Genomic DNA, 26,266 nt, shown 5'->3' with positions numbered 1-26,266 from the left:
AGCTCCGCGACCAACGCGGCTCGCGGTTCAACTGGCATGAGGGCAGCCCCAGTTGGCCTCCTGCGGCTGCCCGGATGGTGTACCGAGCCGCGCGCCAGCAGGCTGGATCCCCTGCTGCCACAGCCGCGTACACGAGGAGGGGTTCATCATGTCGAAGCGCTCTCACCGTCGGTCTCACCGTCGCTCCCACCGCCGGTCTCACCGTCGTCGGATCACGGCGGCGGCCTCGTTGGCCGCCGCCACCCTGGCCCTGGCGGGCACGCTGCCCGCGTCCGCCACGCAGACCCGGGCCGCCGCCGGTCCGGTGCAGCGCGGGCTGGAGCGGCTGGTGCACGAGGACGGCTACCCGGCCGCGCTGGCCGCCGTCACCGGCCGCGACGGGCGCGTCCGCAATTCCGCCGCGGGCGTCGCCGACCTGCGGACCGGGGCGAAGGCGCCGGTCGACGGGCGGGTGCGGGCCGCGAGCGTCACCAAGTCCTTCACCGCCACCGTCGTCCTGCAACTCGTCGGCGAGGGCAAGGTCGGGCTGGACGCCCCGGTCGAGACCTACCTGCCGGGGCTGCTGCGCGGCGACGGCATCGACGGCCGTCGCATCACGGTGCGCCAGTTGCTCCAGCACACCAGCGGGCTGCCGGACTACACCCAGTACCTGGACGACCTCGTCAGCAACCGCCACCGCTACTACCAGCCCCGTACGCTGCTCGACCTCGCGCTCCGGCACAAGGCGGAGTTCCCGCCCGGCACGGCCCGGCGGTACAGCAACACCGACTACGTGGTGGCCGGGCTGCTCATCGAGCAGGTCACCGGGCGTCCGGTGAGCGAGCAGATCACCCACCGGGTGCTCGACCGCGTCGGGCTGCGGCACACCTACTTCCCGGCCGTGGGCGACCAGACCATACGGGGCGCCCACCCGCGCGGCTACGTCTCGTTGAAGCCCGGCGCGCCGCTGCTGGACGTCACCGAGATGGACCCGTCCGCGGCCTGGGCCGCCGGCGCCCTGATCACCACCCCGAGCGACCTGAACCGTTTCTTCGGCGCCCTGCTCGGCGGCAAGCTGCTCAAGCCCACGCAGCTCGCCCAGATGCGGACGACCATGGCGATACCGGGCGACGCCGGGTACCCGAAGGGCACCCGGTTCGGACTGGGCCTGGTCAGCCGGCCGATGAGCTGCGGCGGCCTGATGTGGGGGCACGACGGCGACTTCATCGGCTACGCGACCTACCCGTCCGCGACGGACGACGGCCGCGCCGCCACCATCGCCGTCAGCGCCGACCCGGGCCCCACCCAACAGGGCCGCCACAACGCCGAACGCCTGCTGGACACCGCCCTGTGCGAGTGACCCTCCGGCAGGAGCCCGTCATGCGGGTCTGGGCGTATCCCATGTCGCCGTCGGCCTCCTGACCGGCACCGAGGCCCGCCCGCTGTCACCGGGCACTCCTCCGGGGGTCCCGGTCAGCGGGGCGCGTAATGGATCGACGGGAGGGGCCAGGGCCAGTCGGTCCGCAGCCAGGCGCTCACCGCGTCGTACAGAGGCTTGTCGAATTCGGCGCGGTCGGCGCGTACCCAGGAGCGGACCGTGGTGACGTGCTCCTGGGTACGCGAGGGATAGATATACACGCAGCCGATCACCTCGCCGTCGTCACCGTCCGCTCCCTCGGCACCATCCTCGCCGTCCTCGCTGTCCTCACCGTCCTCGCCGCCTTCGAGGACGGTGTAGGTGAACCCGGCCCGTGTGTCGAAGTCGCTCCGGTGCCGCTCCAGGTCGGCGAGGTTCGCCTCCAACGACATCCCCTCCACCGGAGGCCAGCCCCGCCCCACAAAGCCCGGCGTCGCCCGTATGTGCTCGATGCTGGAGGACCAGGCCGCGTGATCGGCTTCGTTGTGCCGGGGTCCCAACGGCTCCAGACGGAACGGTCCGAGGGTCGCGCGCTGCGGGACGGGGAAGTCGTCAGGGACGAACGCGTGTGCGGGCATGCGTCGATGCTAGGCAATCGTCGCCGCTCGCACACCGATGGTGCACAGGGAAAGGGCTCCCTATGTCCGCGTCGGCGGTGCCTTAAGGCGTGTCGGTCCCGGCCCCGGGTCGTCCAGGGTCAGGCCCGACAGCGCGCGCCATCCGGGCCCCGGCTCCCGCACGTGGACGTAAGCGGCCTGTGGGGCGGGCGGTCGGCAGTCCGCTGCCGAGGCGTTCGCGCACGCACCCCGGGCCAGTTGGAGCGTCTCGCCCAAGAGGGTGCCGTGCCTACTCGCCGAGCCCTTCTGCGGCGGCCGAATGTCGTCGCCTCGACGCAGAACTCAGCAACGAGCTCAGCGAAGGGCTCGGCAACGAACTCAGCGAAGGCTCTCGGCGGCATGCTCCGCCTTCGCGAGGATCTCCTCCGTATCCAGTGCCACGAGGCGGTCATCCCGCTTGAGTTCGACGCCGTCGACGAAGACGTGGGTGACGTTGGTGGGCTGGGCGTTGAGGACGAGCTGGCTGATCCAGTCGTGGCGTGGGGCGAAGTTCACCGTGTGCGGGTCCACGACGATGACGTCGGCGCGTTTGCCGGGCGTCAGGCTTCCGATCCGGTCGGCCATGCCGATGGCCTGCGCGCCGCCCAGGGTCGCCATGCGCAGCACGTCGGTGATGCCCGGGTAGACGTCGGCCCGCCGGTGAACGGCGCGCTGGAGCCCCATCGCGGTCTTCATGAGCGCGAAGTAGTCCGAGGTGTCGTTGGCGGCGCCGTCCAGTCCCAGGCCGACCTTCATGCCGTGGCGGTGCAGGTCCGGAAGGCGCATGACGCCCGAGCCCAGGCGCATGTTGCTGAGCGGGCAGTACGCCGCGCGCACGTCCCGTTCGGCCAAGAGGGAGATCTCCGCGTCGGTGAGGTGAATCGCGTGATTGGCCAGGACGTCCGGCCCCAGGGCTCCGGCCGCGCGCAGCGCGCGGATCGGCTCGCCCTGCCGTTGGCTGATGTGCTCCAACAGGTGCAGGTTGTACATCACGCCCAGTTCGCGGGCCGTGGCGTAGCCGACTCGCAGATCCCGCAGCAGAAACATGGCGGCGGAGCCTGCCACGTGGAGCGAGGCTCGTGGTGTGGGGAGCACCAGCTCGCGGTGCACCCGGGCGGGAATCCGGACGTCCCGGCCGTGTGGTGAGACCGCGAAGACGAAGCGGAGCCCGGAGCGCTCCAGGGCGGCGAAGTGCCGCGCGTACACGGCGTACGGCAGGGGAGGCACCCAGTCGACCACCGTGGTCACCCCGGAGCGCAGGACGTCGGCGCAGGACAGCAGGACGAGCCAGTAGATGCCCGCGGGCGTGAGCCTGCTGACCACGTAGTGGTGACAGTTTCGGAACCAGCCGTTGAGGTCCTGGTCGGCGCAGCCGCCGCGGAACCCCGACTGCCACAGATGGTTGTGCACGTCGACGAATCCGGGCAGCACCAGTTTCCCGGCGGCCCCGAGTACCCGGGCGTCGGCGGGCCGGGGGAGCCGGTGCCCGACGGCATGCACACGGCCGCCGCGCAGCAGGACATCGGCGTCGCGCACCGCGCCCAGCGGTCCCCGGCCGAGCGTCGGGTCCATGGTGAGCACGACGGCGGCGCCCCGGATCAGTACGTCCCGCACGGACGGTCGGGGAGCGGGGGCTTCGCGGGTCTGTTGCCCGCTCGTGAGAAACGGGGTCGTGGCCAGGGCGGTCAGCACAGCGCGTCGGCTCGTCGCGTTCACCGCTATCTCCTATTACGCGTTGGCCGGCGAGCGGAGCGCGCATCGCCTTTTCGGGTCGGCGGCGCCTATATCCCAGCCGTGGGCGTGAACGCCCGCCCGCCGAAAGGACGCGGGGGCCCGTGGGTACCGGCCCTGCGGGATCCTGTCTTCCGGCGGGCATCACCCATCGGACATCGCCGAGCGACTGCCGGTCCTGCCCCCATCACCACCGGCCGCGCCGCGCGGCAGCGCTGCTCCGGCCTGCTCGCCACCGATCACGCCCGGCCTACCAGCGGCCTGCGGGGCAGCGGCCCGGCCTGCCCCGGACGCGCCACGGGGGCATCGCTCGACGATGTGCCGGAACAGCGGGACAGGCAGTGGCGGCACGCGCGCAGGCAGTGGCAGCACGCGCAGGCAGTGGCAGCACGCGCGCCGGGTTCGGCATCGCGCCGATGGCCTTGCCTGGCCATCGAGGAGTGATCACAGGGCCTCTCCTTCATGCCGGACGCGCGCGTACAGGAAAAGGTGCGTTTCCTCGGTACCCGTGAGGCCGTTGCCCGGCCGGGCGTCGAGTTCCTCGACCAGCAAGCCGGTCTGCTCGGCGCGGCGCCGCAGGTCCTGGCGGGTGCACCGGGGCGGGTGGTAGGTGCCCAGGAGTCCCTGGACGGGTGCGTCGCCGGGGCGTTCGGCGACGCCGACGATGACCGTTCCGCCGGGCCGGGTGAGGGTGGAGAGGCGGGCCAGGGCCGAGAGGAACACCGGCTCGGGATGGTTCATCAGGCAGAAGAAGCTGAGCACGGCGTCGAACGTGCCGAGTTCGGAGGTCCGCTCGCTGAGCAGGTCCATCGCAAGGAAGCGGGCTCGGGGCACGTTCGCGCGCGCCATGGTCAGCATCGCCTCCGACACGTCGATCCCGGTGACGTCCAGCCCGGCCGCGCACAATTGCTCGCAGGTAGGCTGTCCGGTGCCGCAGCCCGCGTCCAGTGCCCGGGCTCCGCGCGGTAGGCGCGTCAGCAGTCGCTCGACGGCGGCGATCTGGGATTGCTGGTGGGCGGGTGCCTCTTCGGCATACCGTGCGGCGACTTGATCGGCCACCCATGCGGCTTCCCGGCCGTAGGGTGTCATTTCCTCGTATGTCACAAGGCATCGCCCTTTCTCGGATGTGTCATACCTGCATGGTTTTCCCGTCAGCCGGGCTTTTAAGGGGCTCCTCGACGGAGTTTTTCTGCGCGGGCGCACAACCCGGAGAAATTGCAGATAAAAGGAACCCACGCAGAACATTCACATCGCTCGAACGGGTGAAGCGAACACGATGAAGGTCGACGCGAGCCATTCCCGGGAACCCTCTCAGGAGTAACGCGCTCGGCGTGCCAGGGACGAGCCGACAGGCCAGAGCCGATCTCTCCGAATTCATGGCAGAAAACGAACCGGGCGCTTTCCTTGCCTTTTCCTGACGGTCAGGAGGTCGGGCATGAGTGTGCCCAACACTGCTGTCATCTTCCGCACACGGCCTTTCAGCGAACGATGCGATCGCACCCGGCAGCGCGGCGATCACGCGCTGCTCGGTGTGAGTACGAACAACAGCTACTTCACCATCCAACGGCTCACGGAGCTGGTGCACTGGGCGCAGAAATGTTTCCGCGCCGTCGACATCATCTGCGCCGACCTGCACATCGACACCGTGCTGGTGGCCGAGGGCGCAGACGCCCAGAGCGCCGGCCGGCGCGCGCGCAGACGCGTCAGAGACGTGCGTCGCAGGATCGAAAGGGCTCTTGACGCGGCGCTACCGGACGAGCCACGGCCCGGCTTCCACCTGCTGTCGGACTTCCAGCAGCACCCCGTCTACCAGCGCTTGCGAGCCGACATCGACCAAGCCCTGCGCGAAGACCGGGAGTTCGCGGACGCCTGCGACGACATGGTCCGCGGACACCTCCTCGGCCGCCCGGGAGCAAAGAGCGGTACCGGTTCCGGGAGCGCGGGCGGCGGTCCGGGGGAAGCGGCGGAGCTGGGGCGGGTCCGGGCCGGTCTGCAGTATCTCGGTGGCGAACTGCCTTTCTTCGTGGACACCCCGAGCATTCTCAAGGTGCCCTCGTCGGTTTCCTGTTACCACAAGTTCACGCCCATCCTCGGACCACTGGTCCGGCGGAATTCCGGTCTACGGGCCGCAGCAAATCAGGCGTTCCTGGAAGTGACACCCGTTGGCACTCCGGACGATCCATCGGACACCGACCGCCCCGGAAACGGAAACACCGATCCCCGCGCATGCGGCCGTCCTGCCGGTCCCGTGCCGCAAAGCGACCCCATCACCGGACCGGGAATCCATGAGGACAACCGATCAAAGAAAAGAGACTGATATGAGCGGACCACCCTCGTCACCCCATTCGCCGCCGGCATTCGAGACACCCCCGGCAACCGGGAGCACGGGCCGGGCACCGGAAGCGAATGGGCCGAAGGCGGCCTGCCCAGTTGCCCAGAGCGCTGCTCCTCCGGAGGAGCGCACCGCGCCTCATGCCGACGTGGACGTGGCCTTTCCCCTGTCCCGGCGCGGTGACGTCGTTCCCGGCGAATGCGCCTGGCTGCGCGAGCACCGTCCGATCGCCCGGGTGCGCACGCTGACCGGCGACCCGGCATGGCTGGTGTCCACCTACGAGCTGGCCACCCGCGTCCTGCGCGACGAGACCTTCAGCCTGTCCGCCACCGCCCTCCCCAACGCGCGCAACCAGTACGCGCCCACGTTCCCCCTCCAGGTCCGCAACAACATGGCGCGCATCAGCGACAGGGGAGCGCGCGACGCCGTGATGCGGGCGCTGTCGCCGCCCGTGATCAAGAAAGCCACGGGCGGCTTCCGCCACAAGGCCGACGCGCTGATCGACGAGATGCTGGCCGAGGGACCGCCCATCGACCTCAAAGCCCGGTTCACCGATCCCTACACCGCGTCCGTGATGTGCGCCGTTCTGGGGCTGCCCGACGACGACTGGCGCCGGCTGATGAGCGGCCTGGACATCGGCATCATGACCGCACCCCGCCCCTTCCAAGGGGCCCAGGCCAACTGGGACAAAGGAATGTCCTACATGGCCAAGCGCCTGCGGGCACCCGGCGCCACCGACGCGCCCGGCCTGCTCGGCACGCTGGCCCGCCTGCGCGCCGAGCACGGCGGCGAGGAAGACGCGGACACCGACGAGTACCTGACCATGACGCTGCACACCCTGTTCGAGGCGGGAGCGGTCAGCACGTCCGCCTTCCTGTCGTTGGCAATCGTGCTGTTGCTGCGTGACAGCGAGGAGCGGCGGTGGCTGGGCGATCACCCCGAGGCCATCGGACCGGCGGTGGAGGAACTGCTGCGCTACAACCTGTCCATCGGTGACGCCCTGTCCCGCATCGCCACCCAGGACACCGAACTGGGCGGTGTGCCCATCGCCACGGGCGACCTTGTCCTCGTCCTCATCGAAGGCGCCAACCACGACCCGGCCGTCTTCCCCGACCCCGACCGGCTGGACCTGACCCGGACACCCAACCCGCACCTGGCGTTCGGGGACGGGCGCCACTACTGCCCGGCCACCGCGCTGGCCCGCGCCCACGCCGCCACCGCGCTCACCACCCTGCTCGCGCGCCTGCCCGACCTGCGGCTCGCCATCCCCGCCGACGAGATCAACTGGCGCTCCGGCTGGATCAAGCGCACGCCCGAACGCCTGCCGGTCCTGTGGTGACATGGCCCAGCCACAGCCGACACGCCCTGCCACAGGGAGAGCACCGTTCCTGGACCTGCTGCGTTCACGGGCGGCGGTGCGCCGGTACACGGACGAACCGGTGGACGACGCCCTGGTGGAGGAACTGCTGGGCGTCATGCCGGCAGCGCCCACGGCCGCCAACAAGCAGGCATGGGGCTTCGTGGCCGTCCAAGACCCGTACACCCTGCGCTGCCTGCGCGCCTTCGCGCCCGGCATCATCGGCCGGCCACCGCTCGTGGTGGCGGCCTGCTTCGACCGCGACCGCGCCGTCCGCGAGGGCAGCGGCCCCCAGGAGGTCGGACTGCTGTGCGTGGCCATGGCCGTACAGAACCTGCTCCTGGCCGCGCACGCGACCGGCCTGGGCGGCTGCCCCGTCAGCAGCTTCTCCGGCACCGCCGTACGGCGCCTGCTGGCGCTGCCGCACCACCTCGAACCCGTCTTCCTCGTACCGGTCGGCCACCCGGCGGACCCGGTACGCCCCTCCCCCCGACGCGACCGCGACGAGGTGATCCGCCATGACACCTGGGCACCCCCCGCCGAGAACACCCCCGGACCTCACCGATGACATCGTCCTGCTGGCCGCCTTCCTCCTCAGCAGCGGCCAGGGCCTGCTGAGCGAGCCCCCGTCCTACGGCGCGGCCCGCTGCGCCGACGGCGCCCGCCGCGCCCTGGAACTGCTCGACGCCTACGGGGACCCGGATCCGGCCGTGCTGCGGGTCCGCGAGCAGTTGGAACGCGCGATGTGCGGCTCCATGGCCGACGTGGACCTGCCGACCCTGCTCCAGACGACGACCGAGCAGGTGTTGGACGTGATCGTGGCCCGGCGGATGAGTCGTCCTCAATCAACCTCCTGACGCCCATTGGCCGTGGTCGGCTTGGTTGGGCTGTCGTGCGCGAGCCTCTTGCTCGGGGTGGCTTGCACGGGGTGTGGTTCCCGGATTGCGCGGGATGTGGTTCCCGGGCTGGCGGCTTACGGCCTGGTGGCTTGCGGCCTGGTGGCTTGCGGCGCCTTGTGTAGGTGCATCGCCTCTCGTGCCCCTCGGGAAAGCAGGAGCCGCAGCCCAGGCCGCGCGGGCGTGGCCTGGGCTGCCGAACGGCCGAACGGCCGAGACCCGGCGATCAGATGTCGAGGAAGCGGACGTCCTTGGCGTTGCGCTGGATGAAGTGGCGGCGGGCTTCAACGTCCTCGCCCATCAGGACGGAGAACAGGGCGTCGGCCACGGCCGCGTCATCGAGGGTGACCTGGCCGAGCACGCGGTGGTCGACGTCCATCGTCGTCACGCGCAGTTCCTCGGCGTTCATCTCGCCCAGGCCCTTGAACCGCTGGACGGAGTCATCTCTGACCCGGCGGCCGTCCTGCCGGCCGCGAGCCAGCAACTGTTCGCGTTCGCGGTCGGAATAGGCGTACTCCACGTGGTCCCGACCCCACTTGATCTTGTAGAGCGGGGGGCGGGAGAGGTAGACGTGGCCGTGTTCGATCAGGGGGCGCAGGAAGCGGAAGAGGAAGGTCAGCAGCAGGGTGTTGATGTGCTGGCCGTCGACGTCGGCGTCCGCCATCAGGATGATCTTGTGGTAGCGGAGCTTGGCGATGTCGAAGTCCTCGTGGACGCCGGTGCCGAACGCGGAGACCATCGCCTGGATCTCCTGGTTGTGCAGAATCTTGTCGATGCGGGCCTTCTCGACGTTGAGGATCTTGCCGCGGATGGGCAGGATCGCCTGGCACCGCGGGTCGCGGCCGGACTTGGCCGAGCCGCCCGCCGAGTCGCCCTCGACGATGAAGATCTCGCTCTTCGCCGGGTCGTCGGACTGGCAGTCGGACAGCTTGCCCGGCAGGGCCGCCGTCTCCAGCAGGCCCTTGCGGCGGGTCAGTTCACGTGCCCTGCGGGCCGCCAGCCGGGCGGTGGCCGCCTGGGTCGCCTTGCGGACGATGTCGGCCGCCTCGCTGGGGTTGCTGTCGAACCAGTCCGTCAGGTGCTCGTGCACGACCCTCTGCACGAACGTCCGCGCCTCGGTGTTGCCCAGCTTGGTCTTGGTCTGGCCCTCGAACTGCGGCTCGCCCAGCTTGACGGAGACGATCGCCGTCAGGCCCTCGCGGATGTCCTCGCCCGTGAGGTTGCCCTCCTTCTCGCGCAACAGCTTCTTCTCGCGCGCGTACCGGTTGACGACCGTGGTCAGCGCCGTACGGAAGCCCTCCTCGTGGGTGCCGCCCTCGTGGGTGTGGATGGTGTTGGCGTAGGAGTAGACACTGTCTGCGAACTGGCTGTTCCACTGCATCGCGACCTCCACCGACAGCAACCGCTCGGTGTCCTCGGCGGCGATGGAGACGACGGAGGGGTGGACCGGCTCCCCCTTGCGGGTGTTGAGGTAGGCGACGAAGTCGGTGATACCGCCGTCGTAACGGTAGGAGACCGTCTTCGCGGCCTGCTCCCCGGCGGCGTCCGGCCCCGCCTCGTCGGCCGCGGCCGTCGCGCGGGCCGACGCACGCTCGTCGGTCAGCGTCAGGGTCAACCCCCGGTTGAGGAAGGCCACCTCCTGGAACCGCCGGGCCAGCGTCTCGAAGGAGTACTCGGTGGTCTCGAAGATGCCACCGTCCGCCCAGAACGTCAGGGACGTGCCCGTCCGCGAGGTGGCCTCGTGGCGGGCCAGTGGCGCGGTCGGCGCCCCGTCCTTGTAGTCCTGGGTCCAGCGGTGGCCATCGGTCCAGATCTCCGCCGACAGCCGCGTCGACAGGGCGTTGACCACCGACAGGCCCACACCGTGCAGACCACCGGAGACGGCGTACCCGCCACCCCCGAACTTGCCGCCCGCGTGCAGCACCGTCAGCACCACCTCGACGGCCGGTCTCTTCTCCACCGGGTGCGTTCCCACCGGGATGCCGCGCCCGTTGTCGACCACCCGCACACCGCCGTCGGCCAGGATCGTCACGTCGATCCGGTCGGCCACCCCGGCCAGCGCCTCGTCGACGGAGTTGTCCACGATCTCCTGCACCAGGTGGTGCAGCCCCCGCTCCCCCGTGGAGCCGATGTACATACCGGGCCGCTTGCGGACGGCGTCGAGCCCGTCCAGGACGGTGATCGCGTGGGCGTCGTACGCGGCGGAGCCGGGAGAGCCGGGTAAGCCGGGAGAGCCGGCGGCGTCCGCGGGGCCCGCGGGGCCCTCAGGGCCGTTCTGCCCCGCGTCGAAGATGTCGGGGGCGGCGTGAGTGCCGGAAGTAGTCAAAACGCTCTCTTTTCGGGCACGGCAAACCGCGCTACCGCACCACGGCGCGGAAGCGGTCGGATCGCTGAACGGAACACGGAAGCGGGCAGGCGAAACAGGTCCCCAAAGCCCGCGAGCTCCATCACCGGGGAGGCGACAAGAACCCCCTCAGGATACCGAGATCCCCGCACGAACCTGGAGCGAGAAGACCCCCACACGCCTCTCTCGCGCCCGCTCAACCCGACAGGCAATCCCCCCTGCCCGGCAAGCGAGAAAACGCCGGAGAGTGGCGCACGGCGGCTTGTAGGTGTGCTCACGTTCCGGGCTACAGGGGCTTTCTCGAACGTGAGCTCCGCAGTTCCCCGGGCGGGCGGCAACCGGACGTCCGCACTGGGACGATGCCCTCTTCGTCCACGCCATCTTGCTGCGCTCGACACCCGGTCGGTCACCCTGAGGAAGTCGACCAACTGTGGGGCGGGCGCTCTTCTTCGGTGCCATGACCACCGCGCCGTGGTTGAGGCCGGGCAGAACGCGATGGTCCGCCCGGGGCAGCACCTCGGTCAGGGCACGGGCAGCACGCTGGAAGGCGGCCGGGCTCTTCCCCCGGTCAGCACCCTGGTGGGTGCCGTCGCGCCCGCCCACTCCGCCGCGTCGCGCGGCTTGCCCTGCTGGGTGTCTGAGTGTCACCCATGATCGCGATGTCATAGGGCAGGGTGCGGGCCAACTTGGTGAGCCCGGCCCACGCTTTCGGCATGAGCTTCATGAGGAGCACGGCGATCCCGGGCATACCTTGCTTCGAAGGCTGTGCTGCTGTCTGCTGCTGCCTAACTGCTGACATGAGAACTGCCGGCCCATGTGACTTCTCCGGAACGGAAAACGCATCGGCGACCAGGTGTGAAGCAGGACACACCGCGGAATCCGAGCGGGCGGCTCGCCCCGGGCAACGTTGCGGACGCAGTCGCGGGTGGGGGTCGAACACATCAGGAACCATGAAGCATGCGCCCAGACGACTGGCACCTCACCGAAGACATCGACGAGTTCCTCGCCCGAGCCGGAGACTTCCTGCGCTCCCGTCCCACCCTGCACACCATGCCGCTGACGGTGACCGAGAAGCTGCGAACGCGCAGAGCGGACGCGCGCGGCACCGAAGTCCCCGTACTCGGCCGACTGGAGCGCGAGGGCGAGGTCCGCGCCACCTTCTACCAGCGCACCCCCACCAGCCCCCTGAGCCTCACCCCCCTCACCCGCGAGCAGGCCGACATCCTCGCCGCCCGCCTGGCCGACCTCGGGCACCTCGTCCCCGGCGCCAGCGGGGACCACGACACCGCTACCGCTTTCGCCGAGGCATGGCAGCGGCGCACGGGCGCGGCCCCGACGCTGAACAAGCGCATCCGGCTCCACCGTCTCGGCACACTCGTCCCACCGGAGCCACTCCCCGAGGGCCGGGCGCGTATGGCGGGCGAGCGGGACCACGAGCAACTCGTCCGCTGGTGCGGCGAATTCGTCGACACGGTCGGAGAAGTCCCCGCCGTGGACAACGACTCCTGGGCCGGCTCGCGCTTCGCCGACCGGCACTTCACATTCTGGGAGACCCCGGACGGCATTCCCGTCTCCATGGCTGCCGCGACGTCGATGGTCGCCGGCATGGTGCGGGTGGACCCCGTCTACACCCCGGCCCATCTCCGGGGTCATGGCTACGCGGGCGCCGTGACAGCCGAGGTGAGCAGAGCCGCACTGGTCGCGGGCGCGACGGACGTCGTGCTCTTCACGGACCCGGCCAACCCCACCAGCAACGCCCTCTACCGGCGCATCGGATACGTCCCGGTTACCGAGTGGGCCGGGTACGGCTTCTCCTACTACTACGACGCGCCGGAAGCTCGTCCTTTATGACGCGCCAGAGGCTCGTCCTTCAACCCTCGGACGTCGAGATGAGCCACGAAGACGTCAGACCGAGCCAGGAAGACAGCAGGGCGAGCCGTGAAGACGTCAGGACGAGCCACGAACCGATTCGCTGACCAGGGACCAGGGCGTTCACCGGGCGCTGAGGCGATCATCGTCTCAGCGAGCGCCCCGCCCGTCGACGTCTCACCGCACACACCCAACGTGGCCCCCACGACGCCGACAACACGCGTGCCCCTGTCCTCCAGAGAGACGACCCGTGCAGTGCTCCCCCCTCGCCCGCGACACAACCGTCACAACCGACACAACCGACACTCAACGTTCAGCGGGCCGGGGAAGGGCCTGAGAGATCCCCTTGACGGTGCTGGAATCCGTAGCCCCGCGCCCGGTGACCGCCCACAGCACGAGCCCGAGGCAGCTGAACGCGGCGCCCAATACGCAAACGGCCCCCCAGCCGGCCGCCGTATAGAGAGAGGTCGCAGCGATGGCGCCGGTTGCGCTCCCGATCGAGTAGAAGACCATGTACCCGCCGATCAGCCGACTGCCCGCGTCCGGGTGCAACGCGTAGATGACCGTCTGGTTGGTGACGTGGACCGCCTGCACGGCGAGGTCGAGCAGGATCACCCCGACGACCAGCGCCCAAAGCGAGTTACGGGTGAAGGCCAGGGGCAACCACGAGGCGGCGAGCAGTGCCAGGGCGATGCCGGTGGTCCGCCGGGAGAGGCCGCGGTCGTTCAGGCGGCCCGCCACGGTCGCGGCCAGCGCGCCGGCGACACCGATCAGTCCCAGCGCCCCGATCGCGCTGTGGGGCAGGAAGTACGGCGCCTCGCTCAGCGGCAGTGCGACGCTGCTCCACAGGGTGCTGAAGGCGGCGAAGATCAGCAGGCCGAACAGGGCCCGGACCCGCAGCAGTCGTTCCCGTGCGAACAGGGTGATCGTGGAGCGCAGGAGCTGCCCGTAACGCAGGTTCGTCGGCGGGGCGTCGGTGTGGCGCGGCAGCACTCGGTACAGGACCAGGGCGAGCAGAGCGGTGAGCGCCGCCGAGGCCAGGTAGACGGAGCGCCAGCCCGCGAGATCGGCCATGAGGCCGGAGACGGTGCGGGCGAGCAGGATGCCGATGACCACACCACTGGTGACCAGCCCGACGACCCGACCGCGCCCGGCGGGCGGAGCCAGTGACGCCGCGAAGGCCACCAGCGTCTGCGTGACGACCGCGAGCAGCCCCACCGCGGCCACACCCGCGAGCAGGAGCACCGCCGCCCGGGCAACCGCCACCACGACCAGCGCCACCACCAGAAGCGACAACTGGGCAACGATGAGCCGTCTGCGATGGGCCACGTCACCCAACGGCACGAGGAAGAAGAGCCCCAGCCCGTATCCGACGTGCGTCAGGGTGACCACGCTGCCGACGAGCGCCGGGCTCATAGCGAGGTCATGACCCATCGTCACCAGGAGCGGCTGGGAGAAGTAGACATTGGCTACCGCGGCCCCGCAGGCGACGGCGAACAGCATGACGACGCCACGGGACAGAACGAACCCGGAACCTCCCCCGCTCCCGACCGCGACACGCGCCGCCACGGCCGCACCACCCACACCCTCACCACCCACACCCTCACCACCCACACCCTCACCATGCACAACCTCATTGCCCACAGCCTCACCGCTCACAGCCTCACCGTTGCCGAGCATCGGCACCCCTCCGCGCATCTGGCTTCCACTTGCCTGGTTCCAACTGACCTGGTTTCAACTTGCAACCAGCGGCGACGTTAACCCCCTTGGTAGCATGTTGCAACCACCACGCGAGAGCGACAGAGCGACAGAGCGGCAGAACGAAAGAGGAACGCCATGGTGACCAGGACCCGCTTCGACGACAGCGAGTGCCCCGTCGCCCGGTCGGTGGACGCGATCGGCGACTGGTGGTCCCTGCTGATCGTGCGGGACGCCTTCGACGGAAGCCGGCGCTTCGGCGAGTTCCAGCGCAGCCTGGGCGTGGCGAAGAACATCCTCACCGCGCGGCTGCGCACCCTGGTCGCCGGCGGCGTCCTGGAATCCGTCCCCGCCTCGGACGGCAGCGCCTACCGCGAATACGTACTGACTCCCAAGGGCAAGGCGCTCTTCCCCGTCATCGTGGCCCTACGGCAGTGGGGCGAACAGCACTTCTTCGCCCCCGACGAACCCCACTCCCAGTTGGTCGACCGCCGGCAGGGACATCGTCTGCGCACCCTGGAAGTGCTGTCCGCGGACGGACGACGACTGGACCCCGACGACACCACCGTCCACAAGCTCTCCACCCAATGACCCGAGCCGGAGACCCGATGGCGAGACGCCGCCTTGCCTGCACCCCGGGCCTGCGGCGAAGGCACCGACCACAGCCGGTCCGGCCTCGGGTGCGGCAGCGTTGTCAGTGCCGTCGGGCATGATCGGCACGTCGGCTTTTCCACAGGGACGGGGCACTATGCCGATCACAAACCAGCGAATAGCAGAGCACGCGTTCCTGCGGCAGCTTTCCGCGGACTCATACTTTCCCGATCACGTCGTCGACAAGGGCCGGGCGATCCTGCTGCGGCTGTGCGAACGGATCGAGGCCGAGCGGCCGTCGGGCCTGGCGGCTCTGTACGCACTCACCCAGGCCGCGACGGAAGAGTTCAACCTCTTGGAAGCAGAGTTCGAAGCAGCCGGGAGTGAGATCGAGACGGTCGCGCGGGAGCAGATCGCCGAGGACTTCTGGTTCGTCGCCTCCGCCTACGGGTTCGCGGACGCGGACGTCGAGGAGCTGATAGCCACTCGGCACTGGTGAGCAATGTCCGGAAGCAGATTCCGGCCACTGCTCCAAGCCATTCGTTGAGGGAACGAGATCAGCACAGCCGCCTCGTAGCGAGCGGCCGACTTACTGCGGCCAATCACCTCACCGCCCGGCCGTGATCAGCACGGACAGCGGCTTCTGCCCCTGCTCGACGGCGAGGTGCGTCCCGGTGATCTGCCCGCCCCGGGACCGTCCGAGACCATGGTCAGCCGACTCGATGACTCACCGACTCGATGACTCACCGACTCGACGGCAATGCGGCCAGGTGCTCCTTCCGGGGCTCTTACGGGATTCCATGCCGCGAAGCATCCCAGCACCGCCCAGCCGACTCGTGCGCGAAGCCGACCTCCCCGGGATCAAGCCGTGCCGGGCAGGCAGGGCCTTCCCCCACCGCCCCCCTCCGGACGCCGAACGCGGGCCGAACGCGGGCTGAACGCGGCAGCAGATGGTGCGGTGGGTGGCGGACACGGGTGCTCCTGTGATGGCGCGCCGCGAGGTAATGCGTTTGCCGACGATGGCTGTGACCAGCGAACATCCAGCTCATGGCACTCCTGGACATGATGGCCGAGGTCGGACTCACGGGAGGTATCGGTGTGCTGCGCTGCGGCGCGTCCTTGACCGATGTCTTCGCGGCACTCGGCCCGGCGGAGGATCTCGGTGGGATCGACGAGCCCCGACACGGATCACACAGGTTCTGTTACGGCGATGTCGAATTCATCACCTGCCGCTGTCGGCTCGTTTCGACCATGGGCATATCGACCTGGCACGACGCCCCTTTGGAGCTTCCGGCCCCGGGATCGAACACGGTCGTCGCCTTCCCGTCCCACATGACATACCAGCAGATAACCTCCGCTCTGGACGCGATCGAGTGCCGCTGGTGGCTCGACACCCGAGTCCCGGACACCCAACGGACCGTGCTGACCGAACCATCCGCCGACTCATGGGCAAGCTTCACCTTCTCGACCACTGACGGCTGCGACGGCCCCGTACTCGACGATCCGAGGCTCTACAAGGTCAATGCCTGGGACGTCAGCCACGAGTGCCCGGCCGTTCCTGTGAGCCTGCCGCAGGACGGCTGAGGGCTGGATGTCTGTCTGCCCCTGCCGGTTACCGGCTTCCGCGTCCCATGTCATGCGCGACTTCGCACAGCGCTCGTCCCCCTGCGACAGCGGCCGTCACCAGCCAAGGCGGTCTCTTCCGGTGGTGAGCTGACCGTATGCCGACGGCACAGCGCGCCCCGGAACCGACCCTACGGCCCGGCTGACCCCGCGTCGGCCTCCGCACGAGCCGCTGACCGGGTGCGGGAACGTCTCCGTACGAACGGGCTCATACCCCATCAGTCGTCGTCCTCATCCCCTCCATCCATCCGGCGGAATTCCTCATACACAGCCGTCCCTGGCCCCGCCACATGCACCTCGAAGTCCGCCCAGTCGGAGTCGTGGAATTCGCGAAAGAACAAGTTGGCGATGCTGTCGTTCATTTCGACGCTGGCCACGTGCAGGGCCGGGACGCGGAACGGCTTCTCACGCGGCCAGGGCTCATCTCCCGCGTCGTCCACATGGATGTCGATGCCGAGCAGCGGCAGCTCGTCGGAGGCGAAGGTCTCCGCGTCGGCTAGATAAAGGTGGTCGTACGCCAGGTCGTGACCGGCATCCGGGGCGGCGGCGAGCACCGTCTCGGGCAGCAGGCCCCGGTACTTCTCCTTGTCGATCGGGATGACGTACGAGATGGCCTGGTCGTAGTCGCAAACGTCCTGCGAGCCCTCCTCGAAGGTGACGGGTGTCTCCAGGGCCCGCAGCAGACGAGCCCAGCCGGCAAGATCGGTGAAGTCGGTCCGGACAACGGGAACGGCGTCCGTGCGGGGCAGCCGTATCGTTCGTCGATTGTGTGTCATGTCGTGGACCCTAGTGCCGGGCACTGACAGGACGAGGACGCGCGCGGCTGAAGAAAACGGCCTACGGCCACAAGACCGAGCACCTGTCAGAGGCTCGCCCCAAGGACCGCGACGCCACGCACGGGAACAAGAAGCCCAGTGGCCGAGCAATACCGGTTCACCGAAAGACTTCCGTCACCAACGGATGCCAACCGGCTCAGCAGATGCCGATCAACGAAACCGGGCCCACGGGGATCGGGCCCATGGGTGCCAAGCATCCGAGAGAGCCGGCCGTTCGGCAACCACCCCTTCGAAAACCTGCCCCTCGTCGACCAGGCCACGAAACACCCTCACGCCGCCACCAGCCCCTCCCCCGACCCCGCCTCGCACGCCCCTCCCCCCGCCTCGGACGCCACCTCGCTCGTCCCGGCCGGGCGTCCGAGTCGGCTGAAGGCGTAGGCGGCGGAGAGCATGGTCATGTGGTGGTGCCAGCCGGGGAAGGAACGGCCCTCGAAGTCGACGAGCCCGAAGTCCTCCTCCAGTTCCTGCACGCTGCGCGCCGTACGGGAGGGCAACCGCACCATGGCGAGCAGCGTTTCCATGCGCGTCTGCGTCATGTTCGTCAGCCACAGCTTGGCAGGGCCCCGGCCCCCCACGGGTCGGACGGCGAACAGCCGGTACGTACGGTTCAACAGCGGGCCCGCGGCAGGTATCTCGGGCAGCCTGACGGAACTCGTCAGCACCATAGCGGCCCTACCCCGCCCCGAAGGCGGCGTCACCGTCTCGATGCGTACGAGGCCGCCGGCCCGGGTCTCGAACAGGCTGCGGGCATCCACCATCACGCCCGGCTCCGCCGCCCCGTACGGCCTCCCGAACGGTGACTCCGCACTCAGGTGACGGCCCGCCATGATCCGCAGCCGACCCGGCACCCCGACGATGAACTCCCGCTTGCGCACGGACAGCCCGCGCACCAGCGCGCCCGCACCGGACTCACCGCTCAGGTCGGCCACCACCGGCAGCGACGCGACACGGGCGCCACCGATCCGCGCATCCGCCAGGTCCAGAACGTGCTGGTCGATCCCGCGAGGCCCCACGTGCTCCGGGATACGGGTGCGCGTCCGGCGCTCGGGGTCCTTGGCCCAGGCCCCGGGCAGCAACAACCGCCAGTCGACGGGCACCGCCTCGTCAGCCGCCGCCAGGAACGCCCCGATCCCCACCTGACAGCTCACCGAACGCCCCGTGGCCCGGACGAAGCGACGGTGCACCCCGCAAGAGTGCTCCCCCCGCTTGCGCAGTACGGCGAGGTCCACCACCAGTGCCTGCGGTGCGAGCCGCGGCTCGGCCCACCGGGCCAGCTCCTCGCGGACCGGCGTCCACTCCCACGGGCTGGCGTTGATGAACTGGTGCAGCGACTGCGACGCCGTGGGCGAATCCGAGACCGCGGCGGCGAGCCGCCGAACCGACTTCTTGCCCGGCGTACTGAGCAGACTCTGCAGGTAGACGTGCGCCCAGCGACGCTGGTCCGTCCGCGGCAGCGGCTCGAAGATCCGTTCCGCGAACGCGGGCACCGATGTCCGTGAGCGCGTCACAGCATGCGTGACCATCGCGAGTTCCCTCCCTGTGCCCGTCGACGGCTGACGAGCACGGTGAAAAGAATAGCGAACGCCCTCTTTTTTTTGTGACCGAAGAGAGTGTCCTATGCCACTTCGCCAAGTCGGGACGAGAGGTGACGTGGACGACCAAGGCACAGCAACGAGACCCCGGTGACGAGAACCCATGGCGAAGACGTGACAACGAGGACGTGACAACGAAGACGAGGCAACGGAGGACGAGGACACGACAGAGACGGAGACGGAGACGGAGACAGAGGCGGAAACGAGAACGATGGGGCTCCGACGAGCCATACGACGGCCTTCCGCGCTCCCAGCACAGCGAGTTGGGCTCTCGTCATCACGCGCCCGCTCCCCCGCACCCCCGGCACCTGCGACAGGATCCAGCCAGAAACCGTTGCATCTTCACCAACTTCGTATTGCTGTCCGTGTCGCAAGCAGAGCAGGCTGGGCCCCTTAGACAGGCAGACGACGAGACAGACGGACGACCACATACGGGACCAGTGCGGGAACGGAACGGTGCGCCGGTGGGGGAGCACCGCGCCCATGCGTCCGTCGGCACGTGCCTATTCGGAGACAGCATGGTGAAGCAGGAGAGGGCGGTGCGGACGCGGGCCGCCCTCGTGCGGGCGGCAGCCGCGCAGTTCGACCGCGATGGTTACGACGGCACGTCCCTCGCACGGATCAGCAAGGCGGCCGGCATCTCCGTGGGCGCGCTGACCTTCCACTTCTCGACCAAGGCCGAACTCGCCGACGCGGTGCAGGAAGCCGGCCACTCCGTCACCCGGCAGGCTTTGGAACGGGTGACCGCCGCCCCCGCCCCGGCCTTGCGGACGGTGGTCGACCTGACGTTGGAACTGACCCGGTTGCTGGAGGAAGAGACCCTCGTCCGCTCCGCCGTACGGCTCGCCCGGGAGCGGCTCGGCACCCGGTCCTGGTCGGAACTGTGGCTCCCGATGGTCAGCCGACTGCTCGACGAGGCACACGAAACCGGCCAACTTCACGGTGACGCACGGCCGTCAGACGTCACGATGCTGGTCGAGCATCTGACGAGCGGGGCCGAAGCGTACCTACGCGACCGGTTGGGAGCAGGAACCCGGTCCGAGAGCGCCGCGGCCCAACTGGAGAGAGTCTGGCGACTGGCGTTGGCGGGAGTCTCGGCTCCAGGAGCGACCGTAGGGGCACACTTACCACCGGCCCGGCGCACGGACGGGGCAGCGGGAGCGACGATCGAAGACACCGCAGCCCTGTCGTGAACGAGGGAAGACCGAGTTTTACGGCCGTAAAACCCGCCTCGTCCCTGTGCCCACTGACCACGTCTCGTCCCTGTGACCACGTCCGCGGCCCGTCAACGACGGTCGGCAGCGCGCCATCCAAACCGCTGCCGACTTTTACGGCCGTAAAACTCAACTGGGCACCCCGGCACCTCGGCTCCCCGGCACCCCGGCAGGCACCCAAGGCAGACAGCAGCCACTCCACCCGATCACCTGTGTGGCCACCCGCCCACGTATCAGGCAGCCACCCGGCCACGCACAGGTAGCCGGGTGCAGCGACGGCGTCAACCACAGCGGTCCGCAGACGAGCCCCAGAGTTTTGCGGCCGTAAAACTCCCAACGGGCCCCTTCCGCCTTCCGCCTTCCGCCTTCCGCCCGAGCAACCGCCCCGGGACCGACGAGCCGCCCCAGGACCGACGAGCCACCCCACAGACGCGATCGAGTTTTACGGCCGTAAAACTCCCCAGCCCCTCAAAGCTCCACCACGGCCCAATGGCCCTCCCCGCAGAGCAAGTTTTACGGCCGTAAAACCCACCCTCGCTCCGCAGCCTGAGTCAGACCCCGAGCGGTGCCCGAGCCTTCACTCCCCACCCCGATTCCCCCGGACCAAGATCAAAATTTTTACGGCCGTAAAACCCCACACCCCAGACCTCAGCCAATCCCCACCCAGCCTCAGCCCTTCAGCCCCTCACGTCCGGCCCCCGCCCAAGAACCCCCGATACCAATCGGCCGCATCCTTCAGCCGTTCCAACGGCCCCGGCCCCGGCGGGCAGTCAGCAGCGACCCAGGCATCCGTGCTCTCGTACCAGTGGTCCTGCGCGAGCAGAGAAAACTGACGCTCACTCACTCCGCAGTCGCTCTCCTTCAGCCGCCGCAGACACTCGTCCCACGGCAGCGCATCGGTCACCGCCGGCAGTACGCCATGCTGGGAGAGGGTCGCCAGCAACTCCCCAGTACGGACGGGCTGCGGGTGGCTGGCATGGAAGATGGCAGGGTCCCCGCCGCCGGGCCCCGCGTACGCGTCCCCCACACCGAGCAGCGTGATCAGCCGCGCCAGGTCCTCGACGGCCACCATGGACAGCAATCCCCGACCGCCGTCCCACAGGGCAGGCACCGCGTGGACAAGTCTGGCCAAGGCGGGGATGACCCAGCGATCACCGGCACCCAGTACCAATCCCGGCCGGAGCACGGTGGCTCCGGCGGCCAGCGCGTAGGTCTCGCCCGCCAGGCGGGTGCGGCTGGCGGGCGAGACCGGAACGGGTTCGACGCCGTTCACCGGGATGCCGTGATGCGGCCCGGGTCCGTAGACCGCAGCCGTGGACAGGTGCACGATCCGTCCCGTCCCCGCCCGTACGGCCTCCTCCATCAGGGCAGCGGTGCCGCGGACATTGACCGCGGCGCAGTGGTCATCGTCCGGGCCGAGTGCGGCGGCCAGGTGCAGCAACACGTCCGCCCCTTCGCACACGCCGCGCAGACTGGCCGGATCGGCGAGGTCAGCCGGCACCCAAGCGTCCGCCAGCCCGGCCGCCGCGCCCTGCGGCGGACGACGCCCGACCGCCAGAATCTCGATACCGCCCCCACCGATGGACACTCCACCGGCGGACACTCCACCGGCGGACACTCCACCAACGGATGCTCCGCCAACGGAATCCCCACCAACGAGTTCCCCACCAACGGACGCTTCGCGGCCCCGGGCCAGCCGACGCAGCACAGCCGAGCCGATAAACCCCGTCGCCCCCGTCAGCACGACCCGGCGACGACCATCGGACTTGCGGCCCCTCACGCGGCGCTGCCCCGCGCACCTCGGCGGTAGTGCAACCGCGCCGCCGTCTGCGGGGTGGCGACCGCCGGGATCAGGTAGCGCCACAAGGCGGCGATGCGCTCGGGCAGGTCCGCCCGTTTGGTCGAGACGTTGGAGAAGAGCTGGGTCCCGGTGTAGGCACCGACGAGCACCTGGGCGAACTCACGTTCCTCCACCCCCTCCTGCAACTCGCCCCGTCCACGCGCCGCCACCAGCTGGGCGTAGAACTGCTCCACCCACCCCTCGTACGCCGTGGCGTCCTGCATCCCGAACTCCCCCTGCTCCACGGCAAGCCGGACGCTCGCCCGGAACATGACGTTGTTCTGCAGCTCGTCGGCGATGTGGAAGGTGACGTCGATCAGCCGCTGCAGCCCGTCCTCGCCCGGCGGGAGGTGGACGAAGTCCTGCTGCGCGGCCATGACGGCCTGCGCCAGCCCCTGCTTCGACTTGAAGTGGAAGTACATGCCTCCCTGGGTCACACCGGCCCGATTCATGATCTTGCTGATGCTGGACCCGTTGAATCCGGTCTCGTCGAACACTTGGGCAGCCGCGTAGAGGATCGCTTCACGCGTCTTCACCGCCCGCTCCTGCTTCGGCTCAGCCACAGCGGCCACCCCACTCTCTGTCTCGACAAACAAAACGGACAACCTTTATTTTACAAACAGCCCCGCCGCCGGGCAGGCCGCAGGGCCCGCGTTCGCACGCCCAGGGGAGAGGCATGCTCGTCACCACAGAACGTCCTGCCATATCGCGACCCGCGCTGACCACCACGGTCGCGAAAGAATACGTCCACCGGGCGGCCCTTTCGGAGGTGTTCCTGACCGGTTGGTACCGCACGGGTGACGACGAGTTCGTCGTCACCGCCCAGTGGCCACGAAGCCACAGCTTCTACGCGACCGAGCACGGCCTGCACGACCCTCTTCTGCTGTGCGAGACGGTCCGCCAGACCTTCCCGCTGCTGAGCCACGCCGCTTACGACGTCCCGTTCGGCCACCAGCTCAGTTGGTCGCACTTCCGGTACTCGGTCAGTCCGCAGGCCATGCGCGTGGCGAACACTCCTGCCGAGATCGAGCTGCACGTCCGCTGCTCCGACATCCGCTACCGCCGCGACGTGCTCGCCTCCATGTCCATGCGCATCGAAGCCGTCCGGAACGGCTCGCAGCTCGCGGTGGCCGACACGCACTTCGGCTGCCACACACCGAAGGTGTACGAACGCCTGCGAGCGGGAGGCCGGGGGAACGTGGCCCAGATGTTCGCGAGCGCCCCCGCCCCCACGGCCCCCGTCCCCCACTCCCTGGTCGGACGCGACCGGCACAAGGACGTCGTCCTCACCCCGACCCAGGACGAACACCGCTGGCAACTGCGCGTCGACCCCACCCACCCCGTGCTCTTCGACCACCCCGTCGATCACGTCCCCGGCATGCTCCTGCTGGAATCCGTACGCCAAGCAGCCCACGCGCTGACACCCACCACGGGCCTCGCGATACCCACCGCGATGGACGTCACCTTCAACCGGTACGTCGAATTCGACGCGCCCTGCTGGATCGAAGCCGAGCCGGCGCCCCCGTCCCCGGAGGGGGACGACTCACCCCGCAGCGTACGAATCAACGCCGTCCAAAGCGGCACATCAGCCTTCACCGCGACGACCGAGCTGACAGAGGTACCGGCTCCCTGAGGCGACTTCTCGCGGGTGCCTTGCGGAGCTTACGGGCCCGGGCCTTCTCGACCGGCTCAGGGCAGGGCAAGCAGGCTTTCCCAGGGGACTTGGTGCGTGCGACCACAACAGCACGAACGGATTGAAGCCGACCGGAGAAGCAGATCCGGTCGGCCTTCCCTCTATTCCACTGTTCCACGCCCTCGAAAGAGCAGGCGCCTCCGCCTCCCGTGCCGCGTCTCCGGAACTGGGACCCGCTACGAGATCATGCGAGGTTCCGTGAGGAGGCTTCTCTCAGAACGATCCTCCGGCGATTCCGCCCGGACGCTCCCAGAGAGCTTCCCTGAGACGGCTTCTCTCCGAGCGTCTCTCCGCCGACTCCACAAGAACTTCTCGGAGAGCGCTTCTCTCAGAATCCTTCTCTCACAAGCCGTACGCAGCACCCCGCGGTACCGGGCGGCGTACGCCCGGCAGGACCGGGAGGCATGCGTCACAGGTAGTACGGTCGCGGCATAAGTGCTACGGCGACTCTCCCCGGCACAGCATTCGTCCCGGCCGAGCCGGCGAAGGTCTCCGGCGCCGGATGAATGGTCGACGACACTGACGGCACACATCGCATCTGGTTCGACCACCAGCTCGGCTGAACGGCACAGACTCTGGTCCGAAGCCGCCCGAGCCCCGTGGGTGGAAGGACAAGCTCAGAGGTTCGTGAGCAGGTCATCGAGCGGGACCGGTACCTGGTCCGGTCCAAGAGCCTCGACGAGAAGGCTGCCGTAGCGGATCTTGCGCCCCTTCTTCGTGCCGAGGAATCGCCGCAACTGCTGCTGCCGGGACCGACCGTGCTGTGCGGGCTGATGCAGGAAAGTCTGCCAAGCCCGGGAATCGCCCTCGGCCCGAACGATCTCTTCGACCCTTGCCGTGCCCAGCGCGCGAATGAGTTCGTCCTCCAGGTCCGTCACGCACACGAAGAAGTCCCGGCGGGATACCCGTGCCCGCTTCAGGCCGCGCTCGAAGAAGCGTTGCTCGCCTTCGTCGCACAGCCCTGCCAGGCGCAGGCCAAGGCCGGGCGGGCCTAGGAGACCGGCATAGCGGCCGATGCTCATCGCCCCGCCCATCTGCATGACGCAGATCCCCTCGGCGGTCAGGTCCCGGCCACGCCGTGCGGCCAGTGCCTCAACGGCCGCGAGGTCACTGGGCCCCTCCAGCAGCACCACGGTCCGCACCCCCAGTCGCACGACCAGATCGCTCGCCGACCCGCCGGATCCACCGGCCGCCCACCCACTGACCGCTTCCCGGAATGCCCGTAAGTCCGCCATGGAGCGAGTCTGCACCTCCACCGACGACGCGGCACGCGGATATTCGCTCACCCCACTCGACATGCCCCGCACCCTCATCACCTGCGCAGCCATCACCTTGATAGCTCGGCTACCGGCCACCACCAAGCCCTACGAGCCGCCAAACATCCGTCATCGAATGACGACGCTCCGCCGGACCGCACACGCCTGGGGCAAGGCACCCCGTGTGCCTGGACCCCCAGCATCCATGCTGTCGGCGGATCGTCACCGGGCGAACCTGACGCCCGAGTTTTACGGCCGTAAAACTCGGCCCTGGCCGACCGCACCGCGTGGCAAGGACCCCGGGAGTTTTACGGCCGTAAAACTTTCGATCTTGCTGGCCCGCCCTAGAAGCCCCCACGACGGCCGACAACACTGGCCGGCCGGAACGGGCGCCGCCACCAGGTGCTCGCCTGGTTCCTTCCTCAGCCGCTGGCACGTTGCACCCACAACGTCGCACGGGAACCTCGTCGACGAGGCAATCGACGAACGGTTTCCCAGCCGGGCCCAGCACGACACGACACGATGCCGGTCGACGACATCGCTCGCCGGGCCGCCCCCAGAGCACTCGCAGAGCTGACTCATGGCGAGCGAGCCCGTGCCCTGGCGCAAGGGCCCGGACAGCACGCGGCCACACCGCTCACCCGTCGCATGACGACACGGCCAAAGGCCTCCGCGCCTTGGACGGCACCGCGACCCCGTCCGCGCCACAGTTCTGCTCGCGCCACAGTTCTGCTCGCGGCCTGGAGTTGGTGCGAGCCGACGCAGAGGGGCGTGGCGCCCAGCTCGGCGTCGTACTGCTCCGCGTCTGGCAGAGGCAGGTCTTCCCAATCTCCCCGCCCTTGCCGCCGTTCCGCAGCCTGCCCGCCTTAGCCAAGGGCAGCCGACCGGGAAGCTACGACATCGGCCCGAGCACCCGCGTCCACCTCCATACCCACCTACCCGAGCGCTCGCCGGACCCCGGCCGCCCCTCCCGCCGACCACCCGCGTCGGCCCTCCCCTTATGGAGACCCGGCGGTCTCCATAAACCCGGCACCCATCCACACTCTCGTCGCGGCCGACGCAGTCACGGTCACCTTGTCGAGCAGGGCGATACCGACCACGTTCCCGTCCGCCCACAGCGCACCCCGTCCGCAGTCGGCTGGGAGCTCTCGAACGGGCAGCCTGCCCTCAATGCCTACGGCTCTCCGCAGAACGTCCACTGACAGGAGAGCCGATCGAGGAAGCCCGGCGGTCTCGGACCACCGCTCGACCGCGACCCCGGAGTTTTACGGCCGTAAAACCGCGATCATGAACCCAAGTGCGAGCGTCCCAACCGATCCAGTTTTACGGCCGTAAAACTTTCGATCTTGCTCGGCACTCCCACCCGCCTCCGCCCCCAACCCCGTCACCCGAGGCATGAGCA

Annotated in this window: 21 protein-coding genes; 11 read left to right on the top strand and 10 right to left on the bottom strand. The window is 69.2% G+C overall.

Annotated features, from left to right (window positions below; genetic code table 11):
- The first annotated feature begins 148 nt into the window (after positions 1-148).
- A complete protein-coding gene (locus ABZX96_RS02120) occupies positions 149-1,339 on the top strand; it encodes a serine hydrolase domain-containing protein (RefSeq protein WP_355536316.1) in 1,191 nt (396 codons plus the stop codon).
- Positions 1,340-1,452: 113 nt separating this feature from the next.
- Here ABZX96_RS02120 and ABZX96_RS02115 read toward each other — a convergent pair whose 3' ends face one another.
- The 3 genes from ABZX96_RS02115 to ABZX96_RS02105 all read right to left on the bottom strand — a co-directional run bounded on the left by ABZX96_RS02115 (position 1,453) and on the right by ABZX96_RS02105 (position 4,812).
- A complete protein-coding gene (locus tag ABZX96_RS02115; RefSeq protein WP_355536313.1) occupies positions 1,453-1,974 on the bottom strand; it encodes an N-acetyltransferase in 522 nt (173 codons plus the stop codon).
- Positions 1,975-2,331: 357 nt separating this feature from the next.
- Positions 2,332-3,708, bottom strand: a complete 1,377-nt coding sequence (locus ABZX96_RS02110; RefSeq protein WP_355536310.1) for an amidohydrolase family protein — start codon at positions 3,706-3,708, stop codon at positions 2,332-2,334.
- A gap of 459 nt (positions 3,709-4,167) precedes the next feature.
- Positions 4,168-4,812 carry a class I SAM-dependent methyltransferase gene (locus ABZX96_RS02105; protein WP_355536307.1) on the bottom strand — a complete coding sequence of 215 codons (645 nt, stop codon included), beginning with the start codon at positions 4,810-4,812 and terminating at the stop codon, positions 4,168-4,170.
- Positions 4,813-5,158: 346 nt separating this feature from the next.
- Here ABZX96_RS02105 and ABZX96_RS02100 point away from each other — a divergent pair, with 346 nt between their 5' ends.
- From ABZX96_RS02100 to ABZX96_RS02085, 4 genes are all read left to right on the top strand, one after another.
- Positions 5,159-6,040 carry a tRNA-dependent cyclodipeptide synthase gene (locus ABZX96_RS02100; protein WP_355536304.1) on the top strand — a complete coding sequence of 294 codons (882 nt, stop codon included), beginning with the start codon at positions 5,159-5,161 and terminating at the stop codon, positions 6,038-6,040.
- Between the two features lie 163 nt (positions 6,041-6,203).
- Positions 6,204-7,394: a cytochrome P450 gene (locus ABZX96_RS02095; protein ID WP_355536301.1), complete on the top strand. Its 1,191-nt coding sequence runs from the start codon at positions 6,204-6,206 to the stop codon at positions 7,392-7,394.
- A gap of 1 nt (position 7,395) precedes the next feature.
- A complete protein-coding gene (locus ABZX96_RS02090; RefSeq protein WP_355536298.1) occupies positions 7,396-7,980 on the top strand; it encodes a nitroreductase family protein in 585 nt (194 codons plus the stop codon).
- On the top strand, positions 7,931-8,269 hold the full coding sequence (locus ABZX96_RS02085; protein ID WP_355536295.1) for a DUF6092 family protein: 339 nt from the start codon (positions 7,931-7,933) through the stop codon (positions 8,267-8,269). Before ABZX96_RS02090 ends, ABZX96_RS02085 begins: the two co-directional genes overlap by 50 nt.
- Positions 8,270-8,534: 265 nt before the next feature.
- On the opposite strand, the gene gyrB is transcribed toward ABZX96_RS02085, so the two are convergent.
- Positions 8,535-10,634 (bottom strand): DNA topoisomerase (ATP-hydrolyzing) subunit B, encoded by a 2,100-nt coding sequence (gyrB, locus tag ABZX96_RS02080; RefSeq protein ID WP_355536292.1) that lies wholly within the window; start codon positions 10,632-10,634, stop codon positions 8,535-8,537.
- Between the two features lie 975 nt (positions 10,635-11,609).
- On the opposite strand from gyrB, the gene ABZX96_RS02075 reads away from it, so the two are divergent.
- A complete protein-coding gene (locus ABZX96_RS02075) occupies positions 11,610-12,503 on the top strand; it encodes a GNAT family N-acetyltransferase (protein WP_355536289.1) in 894 nt (297 codons plus the stop codon).
- Between the two features lie 324 nt (positions 12,504-12,827).
- Here ABZX96_RS02075 and ABZX96_RS02070 read toward each other — a convergent pair whose 3' ends face one another.
- On the bottom strand, positions 12,828-14,024 hold the full coding sequence (locus ABZX96_RS02070; protein WP_355536286.1) for an MFS transporter: 1,197 nt from the start codon (positions 14,022-14,024) through the stop codon (positions 12,828-12,830).
- A gap of 333 nt (positions 14,025-14,357) precedes the next feature.
- Here ABZX96_RS02070 and ABZX96_RS02065 point away from each other — a divergent pair, with 333 nt between their 5' ends.
- The 3 genes from ABZX96_RS02065 (at position 14,358) to ABZX96_RS02055 (ending at position 16,394) form a co-directional block, all read left to right on the top strand.
- Positions 14,358-14,810, top strand: a complete 453-nt coding sequence (locus ABZX96_RS02065) for a helix-turn-helix domain-containing protein (RefSeq protein ID WP_355536284.1) — start codon at positions 14,358-14,360, stop codon at positions 14,808-14,810.
- A gap of 157 nt (positions 14,811-14,967) precedes the next feature.
- Positions 14,968-15,309, top strand: coding sequence for a DUF5713 family protein (locus tag ABZX96_RS02060; protein ID WP_355536281.1), 342 nt, complete (start codon positions 14,968-14,970; stop codon positions 15,307-15,309).
- A gap of 548 nt (positions 15,310-15,857) precedes the next feature.
- Positions 15,858-16,394, top strand: coding sequence for a hypothetical protein (locus ABZX96_RS02055; protein ID WP_355536278.1), 537 nt, complete (start codon positions 15,858-15,860; stop codon positions 16,392-16,394).
- A gap of 257 nt (positions 16,395-16,651) precedes the next feature.
- On the opposite strand, the gene ABZX96_RS02050 is transcribed toward ABZX96_RS02055, so the two are convergent.
- Positions 16,652-17,209 carry a hypothetical protein gene (locus ABZX96_RS02050; protein WP_355536275.1) on the bottom strand — a complete coding sequence of 186 codons (558 nt, stop codon included), beginning with the start codon at positions 17,207-17,209 and terminating at the stop codon, positions 16,652-16,654.
- 329 nt (positions 17,210-17,538) lie between these two features.
- Positions 17,539-18,792, bottom strand: a complete 1,254-nt coding sequence (locus ABZX96_RS02045) for a transposase (protein ID WP_355536272.1) — start codon at positions 18,790-18,792, stop codon at positions 17,539-17,541.
- A 587-nt stretch (positions 18,793-19,379) separates the two neighbouring features.
- On the opposite strand from ABZX96_RS02045, the gene ABZX96_RS02040 reads away from it, so the two are divergent.
- Positions 19,380-20,054 carry a TetR/AcrR family transcriptional regulator gene (locus tag ABZX96_RS02040; RefSeq protein ID WP_355536269.1) on the top strand — a complete coding sequence of 225 codons (675 nt, stop codon included), beginning with the start codon at positions 19,380-19,382 and terminating at the stop codon, positions 20,052-20,054.
- Between the two features lie 706 nt (positions 20,055-20,760).
- Here the strand turns inward: ABZX96_RS02040 and ABZX96_RS02035 are convergent.
- Both ABZX96_RS02035 and ABZX96_RS02030 read right to left on the bottom strand, forming a co-directional pair.
- Positions 20,761-21,663: an NAD(P)-dependent oxidoreductase gene (locus ABZX96_RS02035; protein ID WP_355536266.1), complete on the bottom strand. Its 903-nt coding sequence runs from the start codon at positions 21,661-21,663 to the stop codon at positions 20,761-20,763.
- Between the two features lie 188 nt (positions 21,664-21,851).
- A complete protein-coding gene (locus ABZX96_RS02030; protein WP_355536263.1) occupies positions 21,852-22,478 on the bottom strand; it encodes a ScbR family autoregulator-binding transcription factor in 627 nt (208 codons plus the stop codon).
- Between the two features lie 113 nt (positions 22,479-22,591).
- On the opposite strand from ABZX96_RS02030, the gene ABZX96_RS02025 reads away from it, so the two are divergent.
- Entirely contained in the window at positions 22,592-23,548 is a 957-nt protein-coding gene (locus ABZX96_RS02025; RefSeq protein ID WP_355536260.1) for a ScbA/BarX family gamma-butyrolactone biosynthesis protein, read from the top strand.
- A 677-nt stretch (positions 23,549-24,225) separates the two neighbouring features.
- On the opposite strand, the gene ABZX96_RS02020 is transcribed toward ABZX96_RS02025, so the two are convergent.
- A complete protein-coding gene (locus tag ABZX96_RS02020) occupies positions 24,226-24,843 on the bottom strand; it encodes a TOPRIM nucleotidyl transferase/hydrolase domain-containing protein (protein WP_355536696.1) in 618 nt (205 codons plus the stop codon).
- Between the last annotated feature and the right edge of the window lie 1,423 nt (positions 24,844-26,266).

The sequence above is a fragment of the Streptomyces sp. NPDC003077 genome (genome assembly GCF_040611095.1).
Taxonomy (GTDB): domain Bacteria; phylum Actinomycetota; class Actinomycetes; order Streptomycetales; family Streptomycetaceae; genus Streptomyces.
Note: the sequence above shows the minus strand (reverse complement) of the source record. Positions and strands in the feature narration are given on the sequence as shown.